This is a genomic window from Achromobacter denitrificans NBRC 15125, from assembly GCF_001571365.1.
GTDB lineage: Bacteria > Pseudomonadota > Gammaproteobacteria > Burkholderiales > Burkholderiaceae_B > Achromobacter > Achromobacter denitrificans.
Window position 1 is genome coordinate 44,022 of sequence record NZ_BCTQ01000008.1, and the last position, 23,917, is coordinate 67,938.

Annotated in this window: 23 protein-coding genes and 1 pseudogene; 17 read left to right on the forward strand and 7 right to left on the reverse strand. The window is 67.3% G+C overall.

Annotation, left to right across the window (positions count from 1 at the left end):
• The first annotated feature begins 50 nt into the window (after positions 1 to 50).
• The 7 genes from ADE01S_RS08905 (at position 51) to ADE01S_RS08930 (ending at position 9,417) form a co-directional block, all read left to right on the forward strand.
• Positions 51 to 839 (forward strand): 3-hydroxybutyrate dehydrogenase, encoded by a 789-nt coding sequence (locus tag ADE01S_RS08905; RefSeq protein ID WP_062681327.1) that lies wholly within the window; start codon positions 51 to 53, stop codon positions 837 to 839.
• 23 nt (positions 840 to 862) lie between these two features.
• The gene (fahA, locus tag ADE01S_RS08910; RefSeq protein WP_062681460.1) at positions 863 to 2,173 is read left to right on the forward strand and encodes a fumarylacetoacetase; all 1,311 of its coding nucleotides are present in this window, start codon (positions 863 to 865) and stop codon (positions 2,171 to 2,173) included.
• Positions 2,174 to 2,230: 57 nt separating this feature from the next.
• Entirely contained in the window at positions 2,231 to 3,190 is a 960-nt protein-coding gene (locus tag ADE01S_RS08915; protein ID WP_062681328.1) for a tripartite tricarboxylate transporter substrate binding protein, read from the forward strand.
• 302 nt (positions 3,191 to 3,492) lie between these two features.
• A complete protein-coding gene (locus ADE01S_RS31165; protein WP_075873350.1) occupies positions 3,493 to 4,776 on the forward strand; it encodes a hypothetical protein in 1,284 nt (427 codons plus the stop codon).
• A 339-nt stretch (positions 4,777 to 5,115) separates the two neighbouring features.
• Positions 5,116 to 7,785, forward strand: coding sequence for a DNA mismatch repair protein MutS (gene mutS / locus ADE01S_RS08920; protein WP_082775737.1), 2,670 nt, complete (start codon positions 5,116 to 5,118; stop codon positions 7,783 to 7,785).
• On the forward strand, positions 7,782 to 8,975 hold the full coding sequence (locus tag ADE01S_RS08925) for a cupin domain-containing protein (protein ID WP_062681330.1): 1,194 nt from the start codon (positions 7,782 to 7,784) through the stop codon (positions 8,973 to 8,975). Before mutS ends, ADE01S_RS08925 begins: the two co-directional genes overlap by 4 nt.
• 217 nt (positions 8,976 to 9,192) lie before the next feature.
• Positions 9,193 to 9,417: a hypothetical protein gene (locus ADE01S_RS08930; RefSeq protein ID WP_062681331.1), complete on the forward strand. Its 225-nt coding sequence runs from the start codon at positions 9,193 to 9,195 to the stop codon at positions 9,415 to 9,417.
• Positions 9,418 to 9,604: 187 nt separating this feature from the next.
• Here the strand turns inward: ADE01S_RS08930 and bamC are convergent, their stop codons facing one another.
• The 4 genes from bamC to ADE01S_RS08950 all read right to left on the reverse strand — a co-directional run bounded on the left by bamC (position 9,605) and on the right by ADE01S_RS08950 (position 13,083).
• Complete coding sequence (bamC, locus tag ADE01S_RS08935) at positions 9,605 to 10,729, reverse strand: NlpB/DapX family lipoprotein (RefSeq protein ID WP_062681332.1); 1,125 nt, start codon at positions 10,727 to 10,729, stop codon at positions 9,605 to 9,607.
• 17 nt (positions 10,730 to 10,746) lie between these two features.
• Positions 10,747 to 11,652, reverse strand: a complete 906-nt coding sequence (gene dapA, locus ADE01S_RS08940) for a 4-hydroxy-tetrahydrodipicolinate synthase (RefSeq protein ID WP_062681333.1) — start codon at positions 11,650 to 11,652, stop codon at positions 10,747 to 10,749.
• 87 nt (positions 11,653 to 11,739) lie between these two features.
• Positions 11,740 to 12,387: a site-2 protease family protein gene (locus ADE01S_RS08945; RefSeq protein ID WP_062681334.1), complete on the reverse strand. Its 648-nt coding sequence runs from the start codon at positions 12,385 to 12,387 to the stop codon at positions 11,740 to 11,742.
• A 69-nt stretch (positions 12,388 to 12,456) separates the two neighbouring features.
• Positions 12,457 to 13,083: an L-threonylcarbamoyladenylate synthase gene (locus ADE01S_RS08950; protein WP_062681335.1), complete on the reverse strand. Its 627-nt coding sequence runs from the start codon at positions 13,081 to 13,083 to the stop codon at positions 12,457 to 12,459.
• A gap of 87 nt (positions 13,084 to 13,170) precedes the next feature.
• On the opposite strand from ADE01S_RS08950, the gene ypfJ reads away from it, so the two are divergent.
• The 3 genes from ypfJ to ADE01S_RS08965 all read left to right on the forward strand — a co-directional run bounded on the left by ypfJ (position 13,171) and on the right by ADE01S_RS08965 (position 15,507).
• Positions 13,171 to 14,022, forward strand: a complete 852-nt coding sequence (ypfJ, locus tag ADE01S_RS08955) for a KPN_02809 family neutral zinc metallopeptidase (protein WP_062681336.1) — start codon at positions 13,171 to 13,173, stop codon at positions 14,020 to 14,022.
• 187 nt (positions 14,023 to 14,209) lie between these two features.
• Positions 14,210 to 14,746 (forward strand): hypothetical protein, encoded by a 537-nt coding sequence (locus ADE01S_RS08960; protein ID WP_062681337.1) that lies wholly within the window; start codon positions 14,210 to 14,212, stop codon positions 14,744 to 14,746.
• On the forward strand, positions 14,743 to 15,507 hold the full coding sequence (locus ADE01S_RS08965) for a DUF1828 domain-containing protein (RefSeq protein ID WP_062681338.1): 765 nt from the start codon (positions 14,743 to 14,745) through the stop codon (positions 15,505 to 15,507). Before ADE01S_RS08960 ends, ADE01S_RS08965 begins: the two co-directional genes overlap by 4 nt.
• Positions 15,508 to 15,514: 7 nt before the next feature.
• Here ADE01S_RS08965 and ADE01S_RS08970 read toward each other — a convergent pair whose 3' ends face one another.
• Positions 15,515 to 15,787, reverse strand: a complete 273-nt coding sequence (locus tag ADE01S_RS08970) for a hypothetical protein (protein WP_082775738.1) — start codon at positions 15,785 to 15,787, stop codon at positions 15,515 to 15,517.
• Positions 15,788 to 16,058: 271 nt separating this feature from the next.
• Positions 16,059 to 16,823 carry an ArsR/SmtB family transcription factor gene (locus ADE01S_RS08975; protein WP_062681340.1) on the reverse strand — a complete coding sequence of 255 codons (765 nt, stop codon included), beginning with the start codon at positions 16,821 to 16,823 and terminating at the stop codon, positions 16,059 to 16,061.
• Positions 16,824 to 16,909: 86 nt separating this feature from the next.
• On the opposite strand from ADE01S_RS08975, the gene ADE01S_RS08980 reads away from it, so the two are divergent.
• Positions 16,910 to 18,169: an MFS transporter gene (locus ADE01S_RS08980; protein WP_062681341.1), complete on the forward strand. Its 1,260-nt coding sequence runs from the start codon at positions 16,910 to 16,912 to the stop codon at positions 18,167 to 18,169.
• Here ADE01S_RS08980 and ADE01S_RS08985 read toward each other — a convergent pair.
• Positions 18,129 to 18,761, reverse strand: coding sequence for an FMN-binding negative transcriptional regulator (locus tag ADE01S_RS08985; protein ID WP_062681342.1), 633 nt, complete (start codon positions 18,759 to 18,761; stop codon positions 18,129 to 18,131). The two genes, ADE01S_RS08980 and ADE01S_RS08985, sit on opposite strands and share 41 nt — an antisense overlap.
• 201 nt (positions 18,762 to 18,962) lie before the next feature.
• On the opposite strand from ADE01S_RS08985, the gene ADE01S_RS08990 reads away from it, so the two are divergent.
• The 6 genes and pseudogenes from ADE01S_RS08990 to ADE01S_RS09005 all read left to right on the forward strand — a co-directional run bounded on the left by ADE01S_RS08990 (position 18,963) and on the right by ADE01S_RS09005 (position 23,831).
• Positions 18,963 to 19,658 (forward strand): DUF3313 domain-containing protein, encoded by a 696-nt coding sequence (locus ADE01S_RS08990; protein WP_062681343.1) that lies wholly within the window; start codon positions 18,963 to 18,965, stop codon positions 19,656 to 19,658.
• Positions 19,659 to 19,813: 155 nt separating this feature from the next.
• Positions 19,814 to 19,981 (forward strand): hypothetical protein, encoded by a 168-nt coding sequence (locus tag ADE01S_RS31775; protein WP_165695633.1) that lies wholly within the window; start codon positions 19,814 to 19,816, stop codon positions 19,979 to 19,981.
• Entirely contained in the window at positions 19,978 to 20,595 is a 618-nt protein-coding gene (locus ADE01S_RS08995) for a YiiX family permuted papain-like enzyme (protein ID WP_075873349.1), read from the forward strand. The genes ADE01S_RS31775 and ADE01S_RS08995 overlap by 4 nt, the downstream gene beginning before the upstream one ends.
• Before the next feature lie 26 nt (positions 20,596 to 20,621).
• Entirely contained in the window at positions 20,622 to 22,268 is a 1,647-nt protein-coding gene (locus tag ADE01S_RS09000; RefSeq protein ID WP_062681344.1) for a hypothetical protein, read from the forward strand.
• 62 nt (positions 22,269 to 22,330) lie between these two features.
• Positions 22,331 to 22,758, forward strand: a pseudogene (locus ADE01S_RS31170) (VOC family protein).
• Between the two features lie 170 nt (positions 22,759 to 22,928).
• Positions 22,929 to 23,831, forward strand: coding sequence for a LysR family transcriptional regulator (locus ADE01S_RS09005; RefSeq protein ID WP_062681345.1), 903 nt, complete (start codon positions 22,929 to 22,931; stop codon positions 23,829 to 23,831).
• The last annotated feature ends 86 nt before the right edge of the window (positions 23,832 to 23,917 follow it).

The following is a 23,917-nucleotide window of genomic DNA, read 5'->3' on the forward strand; positions in this document are numbered from 1 at the left end:
CGTTTTAACCTGCCATGCATCGAACAACGACATGATGTAGAGGCACGACGATGGCAGATCTTTCGGGGCGGGTCGCCCTGGTTACCGGCTCGACCAGCGGCATCGGCCTGGCCGTGGCCAGGCGCCTGGCGCGGTCCGGCGCCACCCTGGTCCTCAATGGCCTGGCCGACGCGGCCGCCGCCGACGCGCTGTGCGCCGAATTCCGGGAAACCTATGGCGTGCCCGTGCGCTTCCAACCCTGCGACCTGCGCAAGCCGGCCGAGATCGAAGCCATGATGGCGGAGCTGAACGAGGCGTACGGCGCGCTGGACATCCTGGTCAATAACGCCGGCATCCAGCACGTCAGCCAGATCGAGGCCTTTCCCGTCGAGAAATGGGACGACATGATCGCGGTCAACCTGTCCGCCAGCTTCCACACGATCCGCACGGCGCTGCCCGCCATGCGCGCGCGCAACTGGGGCCGAATCGTCAATATGGCGTCCATCAGCGGCCTGCGCGGCCGCGCCGGCAAGACCGGCTACAACGCCACCAAGCACGGGCTTATCGGGCTGACCAAATCCGTGGCCCTGGAAACCGCGAAGACCGCCATCACCTGCAACGCCATCTGCCCCGGCTGGGTCCACACGCCGCTGGTGCAGAAGCAGATCGACGCGCTGGCCGAACGCGACGGCCTGGACAACGCGGCCGCCACCGACCGGCTGCTGGGACTGCGCCAGCCGTCGGGCAAGTTCGTGACCCTGGAGCAGATAGCCGGCCTGTGCGAATTCTTCTGCTCGCCGGACGCGGACGAAGTCCGCGGCGTGGCATGGGCCATGGACGGCGGCACGACGGCGGCCTGAAGCCGCGGACTCTGGAGACCCTGATGCTGGACCATACCCACGCGCCCGAAGCGGCAAGCTGGATCGACGCCGCCCTCGGCCACGCGGACTTTCCCATACAGAACCTGCCCATGGGCGTCTTCCGCCGGGATGGCGGCGCGCCGCGCGTGGGCGTGGCGATCGGCGACCGGGTGCTGGACGCCCGCGCCGCCGTCGAACTGGGCCTGCTCGACGGCCTGGAGCCGGCCTCGCGCCAGGCCCTGGCGGCCCCGACGCTCAATGCCTGGATGGCCCTGCCCGCCGCCGCGCGCACGGCGCTGCGCCATGCCGTGTTCGCCCTGCTCGACGCGAACCATCCGCAACGCGCGCGCCACGCCGCGCTGGCCGGCCAACTGCTGCATCCGCAGACGGAATGCGAGATGCTCCTGCCCGCCGACATCGGCGACTACACGGACTTCTACGCCGGCATCCACCACGCCACGCAGGTGGGCAAGCTGTTCCGCCCCGACAACCCGCTGATGCCGAACTACAAGCACGTGCCGATCGCGTATCACGGCCGCGCCTCCTCCATCCGCCCCTCCGGCGCTCCGGTGCGGCGCCCGACCGGCCAGGTCAGGACCGCCAAGGGCGTGGACGTCCCGGCGCTGCGGCCGTCGGCGCAACTGGACTTCGAACTGGAGCTGGCGATCTGGATCGGGCCGGGCAATCCGCTGGGCGCTCCGGTTCCCCTGGCCTCGGCGGCCGGCCACGCGGCCGGCTACGGCTTGCTGAACGATTGGTCCGCCCGCGACATCCAGGCCTGGGAATACCAGCCTCTCGGCCCCTTCCAGGGCAAGAACTTCGCCTCGACGGTGTCTCCCTGGATCGTCACGGCCGACGCGCTGGCGCCGTTCCGCTGCGCGCCCATGGCGCGCGGCAGCGACGACCCGGAACTGCTCCCCTATCTGCGCGACGACGCCGATTCCGCCACGGGCGGGCTGGCCGTCGCGCTGGAAGCCCGGCTGTCGACGGCGCGCATGCGCGAACTGGCGCTCGACCCCCATCGGCTTGCCGCCAGCGACACGCGCCACCTGTATTGGACGCCCGCGCAGATGGTGGCCCAGCACACCCTGGGCGGCTGCAACCTGCGCCCCGGGGACCTGCTCGGTTCCGGCACCATCTCCACGCCGGACGACGGCGGGCACGGCAGCCTGCTCGAACTCACGCGAGGCGGCACCCGGCCCATCGAATTGCCTTCGGGCGAAACCCGGCTGTTCCTGGAAGCGGGAGACGAAATCCTGCTGACGGCGTACTGCCAGCGCGACGGCTACCCGCGCATCGGCTTCGGCGAGAGCCGCGCCCGCATCATCGACTGACCCCTATAACAGGCCTCCGCCCGACCGGAGGCCCCGCACACATAACGGAGACATGGCATGAAGAAGATTTTCGCAGCAGCCGCGATGGCCCTGGCCGCCACGGCCGGCACCCCCGCCCTGGCGCAGGACTACCCCAGCCACCCCATCCGCCTGATCATCCCGTACTCGGCGGGCGGCGTCACCGACGTGGTCGGCCGCGCGCTGGCCGAACAATCGGGCAAGCGGCTGGGCCAGACCGTCGTGGTCGAGAACAAGACCGGCGCCAACGGCACGCTGGGCGCGACGCAGATGCTCAACACCGCGCCGGACGGCTACACGGTCACCATGGTGCCGATCGGGATCTTCCGCATGCCCCACATCACCGGCACGCGCTACGACCCGATCAAGGACCTGACCTACATCTCCATGATCGCCGGCTACAACTACTACGTGGCCGTCAGCGCCGACTCGCCCTGGAAGACGCTGGGCGACCTGGTCGACTACGCGAAGGCCAAGCCGGACGCCCTCTCCTACGGCACGCCGGGCGCCTACAGCAGCCAGCACATCGCCATGGTGCAGCTGGGCGAGGCCGCCGGCGCCAAGTGGACGCACGTGCCCTACAAGGGCGACTCCGACGCCCTGTCGGCCATGCTGGGCGGCCACATCCAGGTGCTGGTCGGCGCCAGCACCATCCTGCCCTACGTCGCCTCGGGCAAAGTCCGCATCCTCGCCTCGCTGGGCGATCGCCGCTCGCCCGACCTGCCCGACGTGCCCACCCTGAAAGAGTCCGGTTATCCGGTGGTCCATACCTCGCCCTTCGGCATCGCCGGCCCCAAGGGCATGGACCCCGCCGTGATCGCCAGGCTCGACGGCGCGTTCCGCGATACGCTCAAGGACGAGGCCTTCCTGGCCCTGCTGCGCCAATCCGGCGTCTCGCCCCAGTACATGGATTCCGCGTCCTACACCAAGGCGGCCGAGGCCAGCGCCGACACCGAGCGCGAAGTCATCAAGAAACTGGGCAACATCATCAATAAATAGAGCTTCGGCGAAAACGAAGTCCTCTCAAGTCGATTGCGGCGCGCATCTGTTCCCGCTCGCCGCAATCGTCTCGTCGACTGCGGACGGGTGGTTAAATCCATGTGGGAGTCATGTCCCGCCACCAAGCTGGCTCCATACGAGCATGCCGCGCGACGACCCTACGTCCCCCTTGCGCACTAGACACCACCACTTTGTGCATTACCCACAATTTGCGCTGAGCTGAACGCAAGGGGAAGAAGTGGCACCTGCAAAGGAACACGCATTATGTGACAATACGCTGCCATAATTTACTGGGTGTGCACATGAAGACACATGAAGTATTTGGGATTCAGGCTGAGGTTCGCGAATATTCCTACATTGATCGAGGTGATCTCGATTTGGAGTTTCTCAAACTGATTGAACGCCAGCATACGCATATCGCGATCAGGGGAGCTTCGAAAGCCGGCAAATCATGGTTGCGCCAGCGCGTATTGCACGACCCAATCATTGTTCAATGCAGACTTCAATACACTACCCTTGATATATATCGGGACGCCCTTGCCAAACTCGACATCAGTATCGAGGGAGAACGAACAAGAACACTTGGCGTGAACGGGCGACTGTCGGCCTCAGGCGAAGCGGGATTTAAGCTCCTCGCCAAAGTGACCGGCGAAATCGAAACTGAAGGCGGTTACGAGGCCGGAAAGACTACGAAAGTTGTAGGTAAGGATCTCCATGATCTCGACTTTATCGCAGAGATCATTCGCTCTTCCGGACGAATTCTCGTAATCGAGGATTTTCACTACCTAACCACCGAAGAACAGAAGAAATTTGCGTTCGATTTGAAGACCCTCTGGGACTACAAAACTTACGTGGTGGTTGTCGGAGTTTGGATCAGCGAAAATATGCTGATTACTTTGAACCCTGACCTCTCAGATCGTATCGAAGAAATTTCCGTCACTTGGCAAGAACATGAACTAAAGGCGGTCCTTAGTAAAGGGGCGAAGAACTTGGGTCTTGAATTGTCAGAGCCGATGACCTCAGAGTTGGCGCGAATTTCGTATGGAAGCGTCGGCTTAGTGCAAAAACTGGCACTACGCACAATAGCCGATGAGTTGGACATCCCCGATGGTTCCAAGCGGTCAGACCCATTGCGATTGGATTTTCCAAATGCTGTGAAAGATGCTGCAATGCATGTCTCGGAACAGCTCAATCAGCTCTACCAAGCCTTCGCCAAACGCGTATGTGAAGGCATCCGCAACCGGCCAAATTCAACAGGAATTTACGCGCATGCAATGGCTGCAATCATGTCGGCAACGGATGAGCAGCTCTCACAAGGCCTCAGTGCGCGCGTAATTTATGCTGCGGCACATGCCCGGCAGCCACGCATTCAGATGGGAAATCTGAAAGCCGTTCTGTCGCGTTTTCCAGAGCTACAGGTTGACTCGGACGGCCGAGGATTAGTGTTGGCTTATGACCCACAAGACGAGAAAATCACCGTTGTCGACAGACAGTTATTGCTATACCGCCAGTTCGCTACTGTTCGATGGCCGTGGGAGGATCTCATCGATGAAGTCTCTCAGCACCAACATGCGTTTGACATGTAGTTGCCGGCTAGTCATGCACTGAGTACCGTTTCACAACAGTGACGTAGACGTGGCGGCAGGTGTCGATGCCTGCCATGCCACCTACGTCTAATGTGGAATTTCTGTCATATGCTTGGGCTAGCAATCCATTCTTAGGCAACTGCCCCGATTGCCAAACGACACAGATCGACACCATCGCCTGGGACAACATCGATCCAACATAGCATTCATGCATGCGAAAACTGCGGGCTCAGATGCAACGCTTCCCCATTCGCCATCACCAATACTGAAAAAGACAAACACGCTCGAAATCCGTTGCTCGGCCCCGCAGCCCCTCGCCCGCCCGATACAATTACGGGCATGAATTCAGCAACGCCCCACTCCGCCGCCGACGCCCTTTCGGGCCACACTCCCATGATGCAGCAATACCTCCGCCTGAAGGCGGAGGCCGGTCCCTTGCTGCTGTTCTACCGCATGGGCGACTTCTATGAAATGTTCTACGAAGACGCGGAGCGCGGCGCGCGCCTGCTCAATCTCACGCTGACCAAGCGGGGATCGTCCAACGGCATTCCCATCCCCATGGCGGGCCTGCCCGTGCACGCGATGGAGCAGTACCTGGCGCGCCTGGTCGCGATGGGCGAATCGATCGCCATCTGCGAGCAGATCGGCGATCCGGCCGCTTCCAAGGGCCCGGTCGAACGCCGCATCGTGCGCATCGTGACGCCCGGCACCCTGACCGACGACGCGCTGCTGCCGGCCAAGGCCGACCGCGCGCTGGCCGCGGTGGTCGTCATCGGCCCGGCGCGCGCGCCGCGCGCCGGCGTGGCCTGGCTGAACCTCGCCAGCGGCGAGTTCCGCGTGACCGAATGCGCGCCCGCCCAGCTGGAATCGGAACTGCACCGCATCGCGCCCGCCGAGGTCATCTGCGCCGACGGCGCCGAATTCGATTTCCCCTTCGAAAGCGCCCGCACCCGCGTGCCGGACTGGCACTTCGAGACCGACAGCGCGCGCGCCCACCTGCTGGCGCATTTCAAGACCGACACGCTGGCGGGCTTCGATGTCGAAGACATGCCGGCCGGCGTCTGCGCGGCGGGCGCCCTGCTGCGCTACGCGGCCCGCACCCAGTCGCAGGCCCTGGCCCACGTGCAGACGCTGTCCGCCGAGCGCCCCGGCCAGTACGTGCTGCTGGACCCGGTCACCCGCCGCAACCTGGAGCTGACCCAGACCCTCTCCGGCGAAGACTCGCCCACGCTGTTCTCGCTGCTGGACGATTGCCGCACGCCCATGGGCAGCCGCCTGCTGCGCCGCTGGCTGCATCACCCGCTGCGCGAGAACGAACCGGCGCAAGCCCGCCAGCAAGCCATCTCGGCGCTGCTGGCCGGCCGCATGGACGTGGAGCAGACCTTCGGCGGGTCCGGTTTCGGCTCGGCCGGTCTGCTGGAATCGCTGCGCGGCGCGCTGAACGCCTTCCCCGACATCGAGCGCATCGCCACGCGCCTGGCGCTGCGCTCGGTGCGCCCGCGCGAACTCGCCAGCCTGCGCGACGCGCTGCAGGCGCTGCCGGCGCTGCGCGAGCAGGTCGAGCCGATGGCGGATTCGCCGCGCCTGGGCGACCTGGTTTCGCACCTGTCGGTCGATCCGGCGCTGGCCGCCCTGCTGGTGCGCGCCATCGCGGCCGAGCCCGCTGTCGCCATCCGCGACGGCGGCGTGCTGGCCCCGGGATTCGACTCTGAGCTGGACGAACTGCGCGCGCTGGCCGCCGACGGCGGCGACTTCCTGGTGCAGCTGGAAGCCCGCGAGCGCGAGCGCACCGGCATCAGCAACCTGCGCGTGGAGTTCAACCGGGTGCATGGCTTCTACATCGAAGTCACCAAGGGCCAGACGGCGAAAGTGCCGGAAGACTACCGCCGCCGCCAGACGCTGAAGAACGCCGAACGCTACATCACGCCCGAACTCAAGACCTGGGAAGACAAGGTGCTGTCGGCGCAGGACCGCTCGCTGGCCCGCGAGAAGTGGCTGTTCGAGCAACTGCTCGACGTGCTGGCCGAGCACGTGCGCCCGCTGTCGGACTGCGCCGCCGCACTGGCCGAACTGGATGCGCTGGCCTCGCTGGCCGAGCACGCGCGCCGCCACGACTGGATCGCGCCCGAACTGTCCGAGCAGGCCGACATCGACATCGAGGCCGGGCGCCACCCCGTGGTGGAACACGCGATCGAGCGCTTCACGCCCAACGGCTGCCGGCTGGAGCCCGCCCGCCGCATGCTGCTGATCACCGGCCCGAACATGGGCGGTAAATCGACCTACATGCGGCAGGTGGCGCTGATCGTGCTGCTGGCGCGCATCGGCAGCTTCGTGCCCGCGGCGCGCGCTCGCATCGGCAAGATCGACCGCATCTTCACCCGCATCGGCGCGGCCGACGACCTGGCCGGCGGACGCTCGACCTTCATGATGGAGATGACCGAGGCCGCCGCCATCCTGTCGGCCAGCACGCCCAACAGCCTGGTGCTGATGGACGAGATCGGCCGCGGCACGTCGACCTACGACGGCCTGGCGCTGGCCTGGGCCATCGCCTGCCGCCTGCTGGCGCACAACCGCGCGCTGACGCTGTTCGCCACGCACTACTTCGAACTGACGCGCCTGCCGGCCGAGCAGCCGGCTTCCGCCAACGTGCACCTGGCCGCCGCGGAATCCGCGGGCGGCATCGTGTTCCTGCACGAAGTGCGCGAAGGCCCCGCCAGCCGCAGCTACGGTATCCAGGTGGCCCAGCGCGCCGGCGTGCCCGCCGCCGTGATCCGCCAGGCCACCCGCGAACTGGAACGCCTGGAAGCCCAGGGCGCGCCCACGCCGCAGCTCGGCCTGTTCTCGGCCGCGGCCGAGGCCGACGCCCACGCGGACGCCGAGGCCGAACGCGTCGACGCCTTCGAGGCGCTGGATGCGCTGCGCGAGGAACTTACCGCCATCGATCCCGACAGCCTCACCCCGCGCGAAGCGCTGGATGCCCTTTACCGCTTGAAGAAGCACCTCCAATGAACCTCGACCATCCCCTGCCGCTGCTGGGCAACCAAAGCCCCAATGACTTCATGCGCCGCCACTGGCAGCGCAAGCCGCTGCTGATCCGCCAGGCGATCCCCGGCTTCAAGCCGCCCGTCACCATCGCCGCCATCAAGAAGCTGGCGCGCCGCGACGACGTGGAGTCGCGCCTCATCTGGCGCGAGAACGGCGAATGGCAAATGGAGAACGGGCCCTTCGCGCGGCTGCCGAAGGACAACGAGGGCGACTGGACCTTGCTGGTGCAGAGCGTGGACCTCCACAGCGATGCCGCGTCCGAGCTGATGCAGCTGTTCCGCTTCATCCCCGACGCCCGCCTGGACGACGTGATGATCAGCATCGCCAGCCACGGCGGCGGCGTGGGTCCGCACTTCGACAGCTACGACGTGTTCCTGCTGCAAGCGGCGGGCGAGCGCGAATGGCGCTACGGCCGCCAGAAGGACCTGTCCCTGGAGCCCGGCCTGCCGCTGAAGATCCTGAGCCGCTTCGAGCCCGAGGAAACGGCCGTGCTGGCGCCCGGCGACATGCTCTACCTGCCGCCGCAGGCCGCCCACGACGGCGTCGCGGTGGGCGACGGGTGCATGACGATCTCCATCGGTTTCCGCGCGCCCACGCAGGCCACGCTGGCCCGCGGCCTGCTGGAGGCGGCCGCCGACCAGGTCATGGCGCGCGTCGGCCTGCTGGGCGGCCCCTATGGCGAGCCTGCCCTGCCCGGACCCAAGCTGTCCGCGGTCTACCGCGATCCGGGCCAGCCCGCCGTCGACACGCCGGCCGCCCTGCCCGACGCGCTGGTGGCCGCCACCCTGGAAACGGTGGAGAAGCTGCGTTTCGACGATGCGCTGGCCTCGCGCTTCCTGGGCTGCTGGCTGACCGAACCCAGCAACCTCAGCGTGTTCGACGGGCCCGAAGGCATGGACGTGGACCTGGAAGAGGATTGGCCCGCGTCGGGCCGGCTGGTGCTGGATCGCCGCAGCCGCATGCTGTATCGCGGCAAGCAGCTGTTCATCAACGGCGAGACGGCCATGGTGCCGGCCGATGCCGCGCTGCGCGCGCTGGCCGATGCGCGCAGCCTGGACTGCGCCGACCCGGCCTGCGCCCGCCTGTCGGACGAGGCGCGCTCCTGCCTGGCGGACTGGCTGGATTCGGGCTGGATCCGCTTCGAGGCGGCGTAGTATCTGGAAACGGGTACGTATCTGTCTAGGACAGAACGAAAACAGGTCTATTCGGCGCGTCACATCAGGAAAGACATAACACGAAGCTGAAAGGTTTGTTGCCGTTGGGAAGCCACCTTTTTAACTTTCACACGGGATCGGCCAGCGTGTTCCTGTAGCCTGGATTCTGGTTTCCCCTAACGGGGTTTCAAGAGTCGTCATCTACAGGAGTCTAAAAATGATGAGCAAAACCTTGATTATTGCCTCGGTGCTGGCCGTCGCGCTCAGCGCCTGCAACAAGAAGGAAGATGCCCCGGCGCCCGCGACCAACCCCGCTCCGGGCGCCAGCACGCCTGCTCCTTCCACGCCTCCGGCCACTGCCCCGGCGCCGGCGCCCACGCCCAACACCACGCCGGGCGGCGGTTCGACCACCCCGGGCGGATCGACCACCCCCGCGTCCTAAACCGCTCCGCGACGAACCCCCGCAGAGAGAGGACAAGAAAGCCCCGGCAGCGCGACTGCCGGGGCTTTTTTGCGTCTGCGCATCCCCCGCCTGCGCGCCGCTCTCCTGGCCGCGCCGGGACAAAAAAAAGAGGCCCCGCTCGGGGGCCTCTTCTTGCAGCCGGCGCCGGGGCGCCGGGCTGATTGCCTTACATCTTGTCCTTCAGCACGCTCAGCAGGCGCTGGGCGGTGGCGCTGTTGTCGCGCGCGCCATTGGCGTCCAGCACCGTGACCAGGGTCTGGTCGCCGCTGGCGGCCAGGTGGATGCGGTACTGCGGCGCCTCGGCCTTCTTGTCGCCCGAGAACATGCGGCTGAAGAAGCCCGGCTGCTCGATCTTCTCGCCCGTGTCGGTATCGACGTAGCGGACGAAATAATCGCCGGCGGAACGGTCGCGGTCGTCCACGGCGAAACCGCCGCCGTCCAGCGCCACGCCGACACGGCGCCAGGCGCGGTCGAAGGATTCGCTGACGATGAGCGACGCGCCCTGCGCGCGGACATCCTGCTGCACCGCCGGCTTCTGCGGCGCGGCCTCGGCCTGCTGTACCAGCTTGCGGGCGTTGTCGACGTCGGAACCCAGGTAGACCATCATGCGGGCGAGCATGGCGGCGTTCAGGCCCGGATCTTCCTTGCCGTTCTGCCATTGCACCTGGCCGCCGTCGGCGCCGACGCGCTTTTCGAGCATCTGGCGATGGCTGACGTAGACTTCGGTGTGGCCGTTGACGCGTTCGACGCGCGTGCGGAATTTCTCGCGCTCGCCGCTATCCCAGGCCGATTCCAGGATCATGCCCAAGGCCTGACGCAGCCAGCTTTCCGGGATCTTGGCGCGGTTTTCCGCCCAATCGGTTTCGATCAGGCCGGCGCTGGGGCTGTTGCTGGCCACGGTGAAGCCGCTTTCGGTCCAGAAGTCGATCAGGCGCGGGAACACGTCCTCGGGGGGACGGTCCACGACGAGCCAGCGCAGGTCGCCGTCGCGCTCGACGCGCATGTCCGTGCGAGCGGGCAGCACGTTGCTGGTCTTGGGCGCGCTGGCTTGCGCCTCGCCCTGCTGCTGGAACTGCGAGTACGTCGTCGAACCCGAAGCGGGCGCGCGGTAGCGCGGATCGCTGTTGGCCTGCGTCAGGTCGGGCGGGATGCTCAGGGGCTCTCCACGCTGCGTGACCGCGCTTTTGTAATTGACGGACTCTTCATTGCCCAGGAGTTGATTGACCTCGCTACAACCGGCCAACAACACCAGAGACATCAATGCCGACAAACCGGCATGACGCTTGTTCATACGTATCCTCACGATATTTAGAGCAGGCCCGCATCCTGAAGCGCGTCGCGCACCGTCGCATGGTGCTGCGCCCCCAGTTCCACCAGCGGCAGCCGGTAGCCAAGTGCGCTGCGGCCCAATTCGGCCAGCGCCCACTTGACGGGGATGGGATTGGCTTCAACGAACAAAGCCTTGTTCAGACGCGCCAGGCGCGCATTTAGTTCGCGCACCTTCGGCACATTGCCGGCCAGGGCGGCGGCACAGAGGTCACGCATGAGCTTCGGCGCCACGTTGGCGGTCACGGAGATGTTGCCGCGCGCGCCCAGCAGGATCAGGGCGGCGGCGGTGGGATCGTCGCCGCTGAAGACCTGGAAGCCGGCCGGCGCTTCGCGCAGCAGCAGGCCGCCGCGGGCGATGTCGCCGGTGGCATCCTTGATGCCGATGATGCCCGGCACCTGGGCCAGGCGCAGGACCGTATCGTTGCTCATGTCGGCAACGGTGCGGCCCGGCACGTTGTACAGAATGGTGGGCAGGTCGACGGCTTCCGACACGGCGCGGAAGTGGCGGTACAGGCCTTCCTGGGAAGGCTTGTTGTAGTACGGAACCACCGACAGGCCGGCCTGCGCGCCGACGGCCTTGGCGTGGCGCGTCAGGTGGATGGCTTCGTCGGTGGAGTTGGCACCCACCCCGGCAATGACCGGAATGCGGCCCGCCGCGTGCTCGACGGCGACGCGGATCAGTTCCGCGTGCTCTTCCATGGAGACCGTGGGCGACTCCCCGGTGGTACCCACCACCACCAGTGCGTCGGTTCCTTCCTGGACGTGCCAGTCGATCAACGACCGGTAGGCAGCGTAATCAAGGCTGCCGTCGGGCTGCATTGGGGTGACCAGGGCCACCATGCTGCCCTGGAAATTAACGCCTGCGGCGGTTGCAGGGGATGCCATAAATGTAGGGCTCCAAGGCCCTGCGGCAGGATGCCCCAAGGCCAGAATCAGTGAAACAGCTGAGTTTAACGGAAATTGGCCAAAATCTTACAGAAACCATTGAACGATTGTCGTTCCCAACCCAAGCACCGGCCGCATCAAAAGCCACAGCACGTCGGTCACCAGCAGGACCACGACGATCACCAGGCCATAGGGCTCGATTTTCGAGTATTGCCAGGCCAGGCGGTTGGGCAGCAGGCTGAAAAGGATACGTCCCCCGTCCAGCGGCAGGATGGGCAGCAGGTTCAGCGCCATCAGCACCAGATTGACGTTGACGCCGGCCACCGCCATCTCGAACCAGAACGATTCCTGCAGACCGGATTCCAGGAACAGGCGCAGGGAAAACGCCCACAGGATCGCCATCAGCAGGTTGGCGGCGGGGCCGGCCAGCGCGACCCACAGCATGTCCTGCTTGGGACGGCGCAGGCGCCCGAAGTCCACCGGCACGGGCTTGGCCCAGCCGAACAGCATGCCGGGGCTGCCCAGCAGCTTGGACGCCAGCAGGATGGCCACCGGCACCAGCAGCGTGCCGACCGGATCGATGTGGCGCGCCGGGTTCAGGCTGATACGGCCGGCCTGGTAGGCCGTGGGATCGCCGAACATGCGCGCGACGAAGCCGTGCGCGGCCTCGTGCAGGGTGATGGCGAAAATGACCGGTATCGCGTAGACCGCAATGGTTTGGATGATGTCGTTCATGGCGAACCGGATTGTAGATGAGCCGCGGGCCGGCGGGAGCCGTTCCGCGAAGCATTGCAGCAGGCGCGATCAGGCAAGGCCCAGCGTCGCCGGGTCGCCGCGACCCACGCGCACCACCACCGGCTCGTCGCCGGTGAGGTCGATCACGGTGGTGGGCGATTGCGGGCAGGCGCCCGCGTCGATGATGGCCGCCAGGGAGTGGTCGTAGCGCTCGCGGATTTCCTCCGCGTCGTTCAGCGCCTCGGACTCGTCCTTGGGGATGAGCGTGGTCGACAGCAAGGGCGCCCCCACCTGCTCCAGCAGGCCCAGCATGACGGGGTGGTCGGGCACGCGGATGCCGATGGTCTTGCGGGAAGGATGCGAGACGCGCCGCGGCACTTCCTTGGTGGCTTCCAGGATGAAGGTCCAGGGGCCGGGCGTCGCGGCTTTCAGCAGGCGGTACTGGCGGTTGTCCACGCGGGCGAAGTGGCCGATTTCGGCCAGGTCGCGGCACAGCAGCGTGAGATGGTGGCGTTCGTCCAGGCCCCGGAGCCGGCGCAGGCCGTCGGCGGCGTCCTTGTCGTCCAGGCGGGCGACGACCGCATAGCTGGAATCGGTGGGAACGGCCACCAGGCCGCCGTCGGCAAGCCATTGGGCCGCCTGCTTGAGCAGGCGCGGTTGGGGATTCGCGGGATGAATGGAGAAATACAGAGCCATGGGTTTATCCTAACATTCTTGAAGGTCGCCCAGTAAAGGGCGGCGATGCAAAATGGCGGGACGGCCGATCCCGCCCGGAGAAATAGAATGCGCCTTGATAACTCGCGCCAGAGCGACAATGTGGAAGACCGCCGCGCCAGCGGGCCGCGGATCGGCGGACGAGGCACCATCGGCATCGGTACGATAGTACTGGCCCTGGTCGCCATGTACTTCGGCGTGGACCCCAGCGTGGTCCTGCAAATGGCCGAAGGCCCCCCGACCACGCAGCAGGCCCCGGCCTCGCGCCCGCCCGCCAACGATCCCCAGGCCATCTTCGTCTCGAAGGTGCTGGGCGAAACCGAGGACACCTGGAGCGCCATTTTCCAGAAAGACCTGAACCGCCAGTACGTGGCGCCCAAGCTGGTGCTGTTCCGCGGCGCCACGCCCACGGCCTGCGGCACGGGGCAATCGGCGATGGGGCCGTTCTATTGCCCGGGCGACAGCAAGGTCTACATCGACCTGGCCTTCTTCGATGAATTGCAGAACCGGTTCAAGGCGCCGGGCGATTTCGCCCAGGCCTACGTGATCGCGCATGAGGTCGGGCACCACGTCCAGCATCTGCTCGGCATCTCGGACCAGGTCGACAACCTGCGCCGGCGCAATCCCTCGCAGGCCAACGCGCTGTCGGTGCGCATGGAACTGCAGGCGGACTGCTTCGCGGGGCTGTGGGCGCAGCGCGCCGATGCGGCGCGCAATATCCTGGAAGGCGGCGACGTGGAAGAAGCGCTGGGCGCCGCCACCGCCATCGGCGACGACCGCCTGCAGAAGCAGAGCCAGGGCTACGTCGTGCCCGACACGTTCACCCACGGCTCCTCGGCCCAGCGGGTGCGCTGGTTCAAGCGCGGCCTGGAAAGCGGCAGCATCAAGCAGTGCGACACGTTCTCGGCCAGCAGCCTGTAGGCCCGCGCCGCGCCGCCTTGCCTGTATATCCATACAGCCCGCAAGGCGGCGGCGTCTTCATCTTGTAAGATTACGCCCCCTCGCCGCGTTGCGCGCGCGTTTCCACGCGCGCCTTCGGTCGAGCGGCGCGGCGCGCGCCAGGCTCGATCCGCCGGCGCGCGCATTCCCCAGACCCTAGATCCGTTCCATGGCCAAGAAGTTCGAACCGCTAATCACCGCTGATGAGGTGCAAGAGATCCTTGCCGAGCCCAAGGAAACCGTAAAGCCGATAGCCTGGATTCCGAAGCCCGCCCTCACCGACCTCCAGTGGATGGAATTCGCGAGCCCGTGCCGGATCAAGGGAGAAGTGCGCGAGGACGTGATCTTCCGCGCAACCTACCGCGGGGCGCGCACCGCCGTGCACGGGCAGGCCACCATTTTCCTGGCCGAGGCCTTTTGCGCCAGCCTCTTCGTGGGGCCGCACCGCGTGTTCGGCGTGGACACCGACGATTCCTTCCACACCAGCCTGGTGGGCGAAGGCCGGCCGCAATTCCGCAAGGCGCTGGCGGACCGCAGCCATGAACATCTCTGGGTGGACGAGGGCGAGGGCTATGCCGAGCCCGTCGTGCCCGCCCTCCACACCATCGGCGCGCTGATGCAGTACTTCCTGCCGCGGGCGAACCTGACGCTGACCGGCGGTTTCGCGCATCCCCTCAAAGGCCGCCAAATCGAACTGATCCTATGAGCAATTTTCTGGAAGCCTCCGGCTGGACTGTCCTGCCGGCCGGCGAGCACGCCATCCGCGCCGTATCGCCCATGACGCTGGGCCTGGACGGACAGCATGCGGCATTCTTCATCGCGCATCCCGACGAGTCGTCTTTCTACCTGACCGACGCCTGTGAGACCGCGATGCACGCGTCCAGCTACGGCATCGACCTGCCCGCCAAGCGCATCGACCTGCTGAACGAAACGCCGGGCGTGAGCCTGGCGCATTTCGACCGCAGCGGCGCCATCGTGGCGTCCGGCCCCAACGAACAGCTGCAGGAAGCCTTGTGGGACGCGGTGAAGCTGGCGATGGCGCTGTCGTTCCAGTGCGCCAAGTGGATGCCGCGCTTCAGCCAGCTGCGCTTTCGCGCGCAGGTGGGCCGCGCGCTGGCCGAAGGCGTGGGCGTGAACCGCCTGGTCAAGGGCGCGCGCGCCAAGGGCAGCAGCGGGCACACGGCGGATTTCGCCTACGCGGTGCGCGCCTCCGGCAGCACGGCGTTGACGTACATCGAGCCGATCGCTCTGAAAGCCGGCAAGAAAATGGACTGGACGCAGGTCTACCAGACCCACGGCAAGATGTCGGACGTGAAAATGGCCGATGCGCGCAACTCGCGCATGGTCATCCTGGAAGACGGCGCCTCGGCCGATGAATTCAAGAAGGCGGTGACCATCCTGGAACAATCCGCCACCGTGCAGACGCTGGCCAAGACGCGCGACTGGCGCGAAGTCTTTTCCAGCTAGGACGGCGTCAGGAAGCCATGTTGGTCAGGCCGTCGACGATTTCGCGGCCATGCAGGATGGCCGCATGCACCGCTTCGCGCGGACTGAAGACGAAACCACCTTCGGCAAAGCACGGGACCGGATATTCGTCGCCGCCTTCGAGTACGGCGCCCGCCTGGACCACCATCACCGACGCAATGAAGACGGGGCCGCTGGGCGGCGCTTCAACCTCGGCGCCGGCGCCCCGGGACACTTTGGCCGTAAGCCGGTATCCCTTGTAGATCAAGTTGTTCTGATGCACTTCGGATGCCCTCTTTCTGCGATCCAGCATACTCCGGCTGTCCATGACAGTTCAGATATGTTTTGTAACTCAGGCAGAAACTAGAAACATTGTTGCATCGCAAGAGGTGCGTCCCCGTTTCTCGACGACCGAGCGAGCGCAACACCCATCCGGCGCATGGCCAAGCGTGACGCGGCCTGCGCGGGAACCTGGCAAGCCCCGCCCATGCGTCCCCGCGCCGATTCACGGGGATTACCCTAAAGCTGTTGCGTATCCACACTTTCGGACGGATTCATGCCGTCGCCCGCGGCAGATTCGCGGCCTGCCCCCGCCCTTGCCGCCAGGCGGCATCCGGCGCGACGGCGTCCGCCTCGGGGTTGCCGAAAAACGCGGGAAACTGCCGCTCGCCCTTTTTCGTGAGAGCCAGCGCGCGCGAATCCAGGTCCTTGCTGACCCAGCCCCGCCGCAGCAGCGCATCCAGCAGGGCCGCGCCCAGCGCGCCGCCCAGGTGCGAGCGACGCTCGCTCCAGTCCAGGCAGGAGCAGGCAAAGCGCCGGCGGCGTTGCCGCGCCTGCGCGGCATCCACGCCGATCTGCGCGAGCGCGGCTTCGCCCAGCGGCGTCAGCGCGTAGTCGCGCCCGTCGGCTTCCAGCCAGCGGCGGGCCAGCATCGCGTCGTGCATGCGCACCGCCAGCGTGCCCGCCATATGGTCGTAGCAGGTGCGCGCCTCGCGCAGCGCGGAAGGCGTATTCGGCTTGAACGGCGCGCGCTCGGCCCCCGCCACCACCAGCAGGGCCTCCAGCGCGTGGGCGACCTCGCCGTTGGCGAGCCGGTAGTAGCGATGCTTGCCCTGCACGGCCATCTCCACCAGGCCCTGCTCGCGCAAGCGCTGGAAATGGCTGCTGGCCGTGGAAGCGCCGATGTCCGCGACCGCCGCCAGTTCGGTTGCCGTGCGGGCGCGACCATCCAGCAGCACGCACAGCATGCGGGCGCGCGCGGGGTCGGCGATGGCGCCCGCCACCGCGGAAAGATTGATGTCGGCGAACGTGGATTCCATGATTCGCTCCGGGTCAAAGTATCGTGTGCAGGCTCAAGCATACTGCGAGTCATCACTACAAGACAGCCGGCCTCGCCGGACTCCCCATGCGCAAATCCCGGGCATTCTTCGGCTGGACGGTGCTGTCCGCCACTTTCGTGCTGGCCATCTTCGGTTGGGGCGTGGGTTTCTACGGGCCGCCCGTTTTCCTGCACGCCGTGGCGCAGCGCACCGGCTGGGGCGTGGCGCTCATCTCCGGCGCCGTCACCCTGCACTTCCTCTGCGGAACGCTGGTGGTGGCCAACCTGCCTCGCCTGTACCGACGCTTCGGCGTGCCCGCCGTGACGTTGAGCGGCGCGCTGCTGCTCGCGCTGGGCGCGAACGGCTGGGCCCGCGCGGACGAGCCCTGGCAGCTCTATGCCGCCGCGCTGTTGAGCGGCATGGGCTGGGTGACGCTGGGCGCCGCCGCGGTCAACGCGCTGATCTCGCCCTGGTTCGCGCGCCGCCGCCCCGCCGCGCTCGGCATGGCCTACAACGGCGCCAGCGTCGGCGGCATCGTGTTCTCGCCCTTGTGGGTCTACCTGATCGGCACGATCGGCTTCGCGCAGGCGGCCTTGTGGGTGGGGATCGCGATGGTGGCGGTAATCGCGGCGCTGTCGTTCAAGGTGTTCGCCGTCACGCCGCAACAGCTCGGACAGGCGCCCGATGGCGCGGCGGCGCCGGCACAGGCCCTGGCCGCGGCGCCGCAACCGCCATCCGTGCCCGAGCTGCGGCGCGACCGGGCCTTCCTGACCCTGGCCGCGGGCACGTCGCTGGGCCTGTTCGCGCAGATCGGATTGATCGCGCACCTGCTGTCGCTCTTGGCCCCCTTGCTGGGCGCGCAGACGGCCGGCCTGGCGATGGGCCTGGCCACCGCCGCCGCCATCGCCGGGCGCACGCTGGTGGGTTGGCTGATGCCGGCGGGCGCCGACCGCCGCAAGGTGGCGTGCCTGGCGTACGCCATCCAGATCTGCGGATCGCTGGTCCTGATGCTGGCCGCCGAGCATGCCTGGGCCGTGTGGCTGGGCGTGCTGCTGTTCGGCTCGGGAATCGGCAACGCGACGTCGCTGCCGCCGCTGATCGCCCAGACCGAATTCTCGCGCGAGGACGCGCAACGCGTCGTGCCGCTGATCGTGGCGATCTCGCAAGGCGCCTACGCGTTCGCGCCCGCCCTGTTCGGCCTGCTGCGGGTGCTGTCGGAAGCCGCCGGGCATCCGCTGGGCTGGTTCCTGGCCGCGGCGGCCTGCCTGCAAGCCGCCGCGATCGCGAGCTTCGCGGCCGGTCGGTTCACTCCAGTCCGCCGCGGCGCGCGACCAGCCCGGCCATGACGGCATCGCCCTGCTCGTCCGCCAGGCCTTGCGCCACGCCGCGCCGGTCGGCGGGCGCGCGGTTCTGGCTGACTTTCCACTTGCCCTCGATGCGCGTCAGGCGGATCTCCACGCCGACGATCGCACGCATCTGGGCGGCGATGAAATCGGCTGGCGCGTCGTCCACGCGCCAGGGCAGCGCGCGCGCCCTTTCCTGGCTGTCGGTCAGCGCGTCGAGCTGGGCCCGCAGCCAGGCCGGATCATCCTGTATCGCCGGAACGCCCCAGGCATGCACCGCCACGAAATTCCAGGTGGGCACGACCTTGTGCGTTTCTTCCTTGGTCGGATACCAGGACGGGGTAATGTAGGCCTGCGGGCCATGGAAGACGACCAGGCACTCCCGTCCCGAGGCCAGTTCCGCGAGTTGCGGATTGACGCGCGCGACATGCAGGCGCAGCACGCCGCAAGGCCCTTCGGGATAGAGCAGACAGGGAATGTGGTTCGCCATCAGCCCGCCCTGGGCCGCGGTCGTGAGCACGCCCAGGGGGTGCGCGCGGATGAAATCGTGCTGAACGTCGAGGGAATCTTCGCGGAAGGCGGAAGGCAGATACATGGCGGGAATCGAGTGTGCGGGGAAACACCCAACATACCGCCACCGTGGCCCCATTGCCAGGGCCACCAAGAATTCTTTTCATGGAGCCAGACGCGCCCGTCGCCGGCTGGCCGCGCCATAATTGCCGGTACGCCCCCGCCTGCAACGTCTGCCGTCCGGCAACCCGCGCCCGGGTGTCATTTTTCCGCAAAAGGAGAAAACATGAACACCCATCTCGCGCTGGCCGCCTGCTGCGCGGCCATCGGTCTGGCCGGCTGCACCAACCTGCCCAAGGCGCAGGACTACTCGACCTCGCTGGGCGAAAGCCAGAGCCAGCTCCGGCAGGACCCCGACTGGAACGCCGGCCGTGTCTGGGTGCGCCCCGGCCCGTCGATCGGCAGCCTGTACGACAAGAAGCTCATCCTGGAAAAAATGGAGTACATACAGGGCGACCGTCCCGACGACCTGGACATGCGCGACGACCCGGCCATGCGCGAGCGCGCGCTGGACTATATGAACGAAGCGCTGCGGCGGGAGTTCGCGCAATCGGGCTATCAATTGCTGGCCCATCCCGCGCCGCGCGCCTTGCGGCTGCGCGCGGCCATTACCGGCACCTTCAAGAACGACCGCGATCCGCGCGCGATGGAGTACATCCCGATAGGCTACGTGATCGGCCAGACCGCCAAGGCGGCTGGGCTGCGGGACAAATCCGCGCGCCTGCTGATCGAGGCCGCGCTGCGCGACGCCAACACCAACGAATTGCTGATCGCGTCGGTGGGCACCGTGACGGGCAGCAACCTGCCGCCGGACCGCAAGCCCACCGCGGACGACGTGCGCAGCGCCATCGACGAATGGGCGCGCCACGTGCGCGAGCAGTTCGACCGCATCTGGCAGGACGAAAGGCCCGAAGCCGGCTAGCCGCAAGCGCGCCGGGAACAATCGCGAAGGGATCCGGGTCGAAACCGTCGCATTTTCCCTTCAAATAACACGATGTGATGAATATTGACGTCAACCCTCACTTACCCATGACCACGGCTAATGCTACTGTTCCGCCTGTGCAAGGAGTACATGCAATGGATCAGAAAACCAAGCCCTGGGCTTTTCCCAAACCCCACCCGGAAAACACCCCGCGTGGCGAACGCAATAAACAGGAATTCGACGCTCCCGTCGAAGACCGGAAACCCGCGGCCAAGCCGCGCGGCAAGAAAGAGGCGCCGGTTGCCGGCCGGGCCCGTACATGACTCTGGCCGCGCGGACGCTCGCCGCGGCTGCGGCCGCGCTGTCCGCGCTTTCCCTGGCCGCCGCGGCGGCGCCCGAGGTCCAGACGGGCGATCTCGTGTTCCAGCAATCGCGGTCGGCGCAAAGCCTGGCCATCCAGCAGGCAACCCATTCGCGGTATAGCCACATGGGCATGATCGTGATGCGCCAGGGGCGCCCCTACGTGCTGGAGGCCGCCGCCCGGGTCGGCTACACGCCGCTCGATCAGTGGGCGGCGCAAGGCGAACGCGGGCACTATGTGGTCAAACGCCTGCGCGACGCCGAGCGGCTCACCCCGCCGGCGCGCGAACGGCTTGCCGAGGCGGGCGCCGGGTTCGTGGGCAAACCCTACGACCTGGTCTTCGCCTGGTCTGACGAGAACATCTACTGCTCCGAACTGGTCTGGAAAATCTACCAGCGCACGCTGGGCCTGGAAATCGGCGCGACCGCGCCGCTCCGGCAGTTCGACCTGAGTTCGCCCGCCGTGCGCGCCAAGATGCAGGAGCGCTACGGCAAGAACGTGCCCTGGGACGAACCCATCATCTCGCCGGCGGCCATGTTCGATTCGGCGCTGCTGCGCACGGTCGACGAACGCTGAGCGCAAACGCCAGGACAGCCCGAACCATGGCCACGCTTTCGGACCCGCCGCTGCGCGGCAGCGCCCGCATTACCGGCGTTTTCTTCGATCCCGCGCGCGGCATCGCGGCCGTCGCTTCCGAGTTTCCCCTGCTGGCCGTTCCGCGGGCGCGCGCCGCCTACGGCGGCCAGGCCTTGCGCTACCGCGTGGCCCTGTATCGCCGCGGCGAATCCTCGCCCTTCGCCGCCCTGGACGCGCTGCGCCATCCCGTGAACGACGTCGCCTTCCATCCCACCGAAAGCGTCGCCGCGATCGGCGCCGGCAGCTATGACGGAGGCTATCTGTTCGAGGGCGAGCTCGTCGCCTGGGACTGGAGCAACGGCCGCCACGCTCGCCTGTTCGAGCGCATGCCCGAAGTCGCGCGCTGCGCCTGCGACGCGGATGGCCGCGGCATCACGGCCTGGGTACGCCCCTGGGACGAAGAATGGGAGGGGCTGCCCGATACGCCCGACGCGGCGTTCAACACGCTGTACCGCGTGCGCGTTCCGTACGGCGAGGCGACCTGGTCCAAAGCCCCCGCGCAGAGCCCGGCGCTTTGCGCCGACGACGCCGCGCCGGAGGAAGCGCCTTGCGCGCAAGCCGCCGCGCCCGCCGATCGGCTCGCGCAATGGCTGGGCCTGCCCGGCCTGGAACAGACCGGCGCCATCCACGACCTGGCCTGGCTGGACGACTACCGGATTGCCGCGGCGCATCGCGGCTGCCTGCTGGAAATCCACGACGTCCGCGGCGGCGCCGCCACGCGCTACACCGGCGAGGGATACGGTTGCGAGATCCTGCTCGCGGCCGGCGTCCACGTGCACGCGGCGGCGCCCGCGGACCGTTCCGCGCCGAGGTGGTCGCAGGATTCCCGGCTCTATCGCTGGACCGAAGACGGCCTGGATCTCGTCGCCGCCTACGAAGGCGAGTTCACGTTTTCGGCCTCGTCCGAGGGCATGCTGCTGGGGCGCATGAACCGCTATCCCCGCCCGCAGCGGCCCCTGGACCTGCTGCGCGACCTCCGTCGCGGCGACGAGCGGCGCCTGGACCTGGGCCACTACGATTGCTTCAACCACTACCTCCGGATCGACGGCGCGCCCTGCCTGTTCGCCTTGCAGGGCACGCCCGCCGGTTCGCACGAACACAAGCATCTGTGCGTCGTGGATGCGGACGGCCGGGTCCGCCGGCTGTGGCCGGTGCTGAAGGCCGACGGCAAGCCGGCCAGCCATGCCATGGAGCTTTGCGGCTGCTACCTGGACGACGCGCAAGGCGCGGCGGTCGTCCTCGCCGGCCGCCACTATTCGCCCACTGTCGGCGACGCCTGCGCCGGCTTCATCTATCGCAGGCGGCTGGACGGCAAGGAACCGTCGTGGCGCCACCCGACCCGCGCCAGCGCGGCCGCCATCGTGGCCTTGCCGCAAGCCGGCCTCGTCGCCGCCGCCTTCCTGGACGGCACCCTGATGCTGATGGATGCCGGCACCGGCGGGATCCGGCGGAATGCGAAGCTGCGCCTGGAAGGGCTGCCCACCGTCGCGCATGCGATGGCCGCGCGCGGCGACCGGCTGGCGCTGGGCACGGCCGACGGCCGCATCGCCGTGGTATCGGCGAGCGAGCTGCTGCGGCAGGATGCGACACCACACTGGGCCGACATCGGCTGAGCGCGGCGTGCGCGGATGCCGCGATATACACTGGGCTTTTGCTTTCTCCGCAAGCGCGCGCCATGCATCCCCGCATCAGTGTCATCACCCTGGGCGTCGACGACCTGGACCTCGCCCTGCGCTTTTATCGCGACGGCCTGGGCCTGCCCACGCCGGGCATCATCGGGCAGGAGTTCGAGCATGGTTCGGTGGTGTTCATCGACCTGCAGCCCGGCCTGAAGCTGGCGCTCTGGCCGCGAGCCAGCATCGCCCACGATACCGGCCTGCCGCCGGGCCCGGCATCGCCCACCAACCTGACGCTGGGCCACAATGTCGGCTCGCGCGAGGAAGTGGACCGCGTCATGGCCCGGGCCCAATCCGCCGGCGCCCGCATCCTGAAGCCCGCCCACGACACTTTCTGGGGCGGCTACGCCGGCTACTTCCAGGATCCGGAGGCCACGTCTGGGAAGCCGTCTGGAACCCGGCCTGGCAGGCGGACGCGGGCACCTGAGATACACGCAAGGACACAGCCGCGCGGCGGCGGCCGCGCCGGGCCTGACGACCGATTTCACGCCTGTGCGCGGCTCCTTATGGCGGGAACGCTCCCTAAGCGTAATCCCCTAGCGATGGCTGGCGAGACAGCCGCTATCCTCGCGGGCAGGCAAGTCCGAGTAGGCCCGCATGAATCCTCGTCTCGACCTCTACACCCTGCAGGTCTTCCTGGCCGTGCTGGAAGAAGGCAGTATCACGGCCGCCGCCACGCGCGAGCACATCGCGCCCTCGGCCCTGTCCAAGCGCCTGTCCGAACTGGAGCGCGTGCTGGACGTGCCGCTGTTCCAGCGCCACGCGCGCGGCGTGGAGCCCACCAGCGCCGCCCGCGCGCTGGCCCGGCGCGCGCGCACCCTGCTGCACCAGACGCAAGACCTGGCCGACGAAATCCGCGACTACTCCGCCGGCCTGCGCGGGCGCGTGCGCGTGGCCGCCAATCTGTCCTCGATCGCGCAGTTCCTGCCCATGGAGCTGCGCCGTTTCCTGATCGACCATCCCCACGTGCAGATCGACCTGGAAGAATCGGTCAGCGCCGGCGTCACCCGCGCGGTGGCGGACAACGCGGCCGACATCGGCGTCTACACGCAATCCGATGACGAGAATGGCCTGGATATCTTCCCCTACCACCGCGACGTGATGGCCCTGGTGGCGCCCGCCGGGCACCCCTTGTCCGGGCGCGAACGCGTGGCCTTCGCCGACACCCTGGACTACGACCACGTCGGCATGCACCGAGGCAGCGCGGCGAACTATCTGTTCACCCGCGAAGCCGCCTCCATGAACCGCACGCTGCGGCTGCGCTTCCAGGTCACGTCCTACGATGCGCTGGTATCCATGGTGCGCGCCGATCTCGGCATCGGCATCGTTCCGGCTAAGGCCTTGTCCGTCTATGCCTGCGACGAACTCTGCGTGGTTCCGCTGACCGACGCCTGGGCGCGCCGGCAGCTGAAGTTGTGCGTCCGCAGCAATGAATCGCTGTCGGGCGCCGCCCGCCTCCTGCTGGACCATCTGATCGCCGAGGCCGCAGCGCAGCAATGAATGCGCGGCCTTGCCCAGGCCCGCCGGCCGCGGCCGGAGGCATCGCATTTCGCGATACCCGGCCGAAGATTCACGAATTGTCCCGC

Bases quoted from the DNA above. Each gene is read 5' to 3' on its own strand.
- ADE01S_RS31775 (WP_165695633.1), top strand. From the start codon at position 19,814: ATGGATCAGAAAACCAAGCCCTGGGCTTTTCCCAAACCCCACCCGGAA.
- fahA (WP_062681460.1), top strand. From the start codon at position 863: ATGCTGGACCATACCCACGCGCCCGAAGCGGCAAGCTGGATCGACGCC.
- bamC (WP_062681332.1), bottom strand. From the start codon at position 10,729: ATGAACAAGCGTCATGCCGGTTTGTCGGCATTGATGTCTCTGGTGTTG.
- ADE01S_RS08980 (WP_062681341.1), top strand. From the start codon at position 16,910: ATGCGCAAATCCCGGGCATTCTTCGGCTGGACGGTGCTGTCCGCCACT.
- ADE01S_RS31165 (WP_075873350.1), top strand. From the start codon at position 3,493: ATGAAGACACATGAAGTATTTGGGATTCAGGCTGAGGTTCGCGAATAT.
- ADE01S_RS08995 (WP_075873349.1), top strand. From the start codon at position 19,978: ATGACTCTGGCCGCGCGGACGCTCGCCGCGGCTGCGGCCGCGCTGTCC.
- ADE01S_RS08975 (WP_062681340.1), bottom strand. From the start codon at position 16,823: ATGGAATCCACGTTCGCCGACATCAATCTTTCCGCGGTGGCGGGCGCC.
- ADE01S_RS08960 (WP_062681337.1), top strand. From the start codon at position 14,210: ATGGCCAAGAAGTTCGAACCGCTAATCACCGCTGATGAGGTGCAAGAG.
- ADE01S_RS09000 (WP_062681344.1), top strand. From the start codon at position 20,622: ATGGCCACGCTTTCGGACCCGCCGCTGCGCGGCAGCGCCCGCATTACC.
- mutS (WP_082775737.1), top strand. From the start codon at position 5,116: ATGAATTCAGCAACGCCCCACTCCGCCGCCGACGCCCTTTCGGGCCAC.
- ADE01S_RS08905 (WP_062681327.1), top strand. From the start codon at position 51: ATGGCAGATCTTTCGGGGCGGGTCGCCCTGGTTACCGGCTCGACCAGC.
- ADE01S_RS08985 (WP_062681342.1), bottom strand. From the start codon at position 18,761: ATGTATCTGCCTTCCGCCTTCCGCGAAGATTCCCTCGACGTTCAGCAC.
- dapA (WP_062681333.1), bottom strand. From the start codon at position 11,652: ATGGCATCCCCTGCAACCGCCGCAGGCGTTAATTTCCAGGGCAGCATG.
- ADE01S_RS08930 (WP_062681331.1), top strand. From the start codon at position 9,193: ATGATGAGCAAAACCTTGATTATTGCCTCGGTGCTGGCCGTCGCGCTC.
- ADE01S_RS09005 (WP_062681345.1), top strand. From the start codon at position 22,929: ATGAATCCTCGTCTCGACCTCTACACCCTGCAGGTCTTCCTGGCCGTG.
- ADE01S_RS08950 (WP_062681335.1), bottom strand. From the start codon at position 13,083: ATGGCTCTGTATTTCTCCATTCATCCCGCGAATCCCCAACCGCGCCTG.
- ypfJ (WP_062681336.1), top strand. From the start codon at position 13,171: ATGCGCCTTGATAACTCGCGCCAGAGCGACAATGTGGAAGACCGCCGC.
- ADE01S_RS08915 (WP_062681328.1), top strand. From the start codon at position 2,231: ATGAAGAAGATTTTCGCAGCAGCCGCGATGGCCCTGGCCGCCACGGCC.
- ADE01S_RS08945 (WP_062681334.1), bottom strand. From the start codon at position 12,387: ATGAACGACATCATCCAAACCATTGCGGTCTACGCGATACCGGTCATT.
- ADE01S_RS08965 (WP_062681338.1), top strand. From the start codon at position 14,743: ATGAGCAATTTTCTGGAAGCCTCCGGCTGGACTGTCCTGCCGGCCGGC.
- ADE01S_RS08925 (WP_062681330.1), top strand. From the start codon at position 7,782: ATGAACCTCGACCATCCCCTGCCGCTGCTGGGCAACCAAAGCCCCAAT.
- ADE01S_RS08990 (WP_062681343.1), top strand. From the start codon at position 18,963: ATGAACACCCATCTCGCGCTGGCCGCCTGCTGCGCGGCCATCGGTCTG.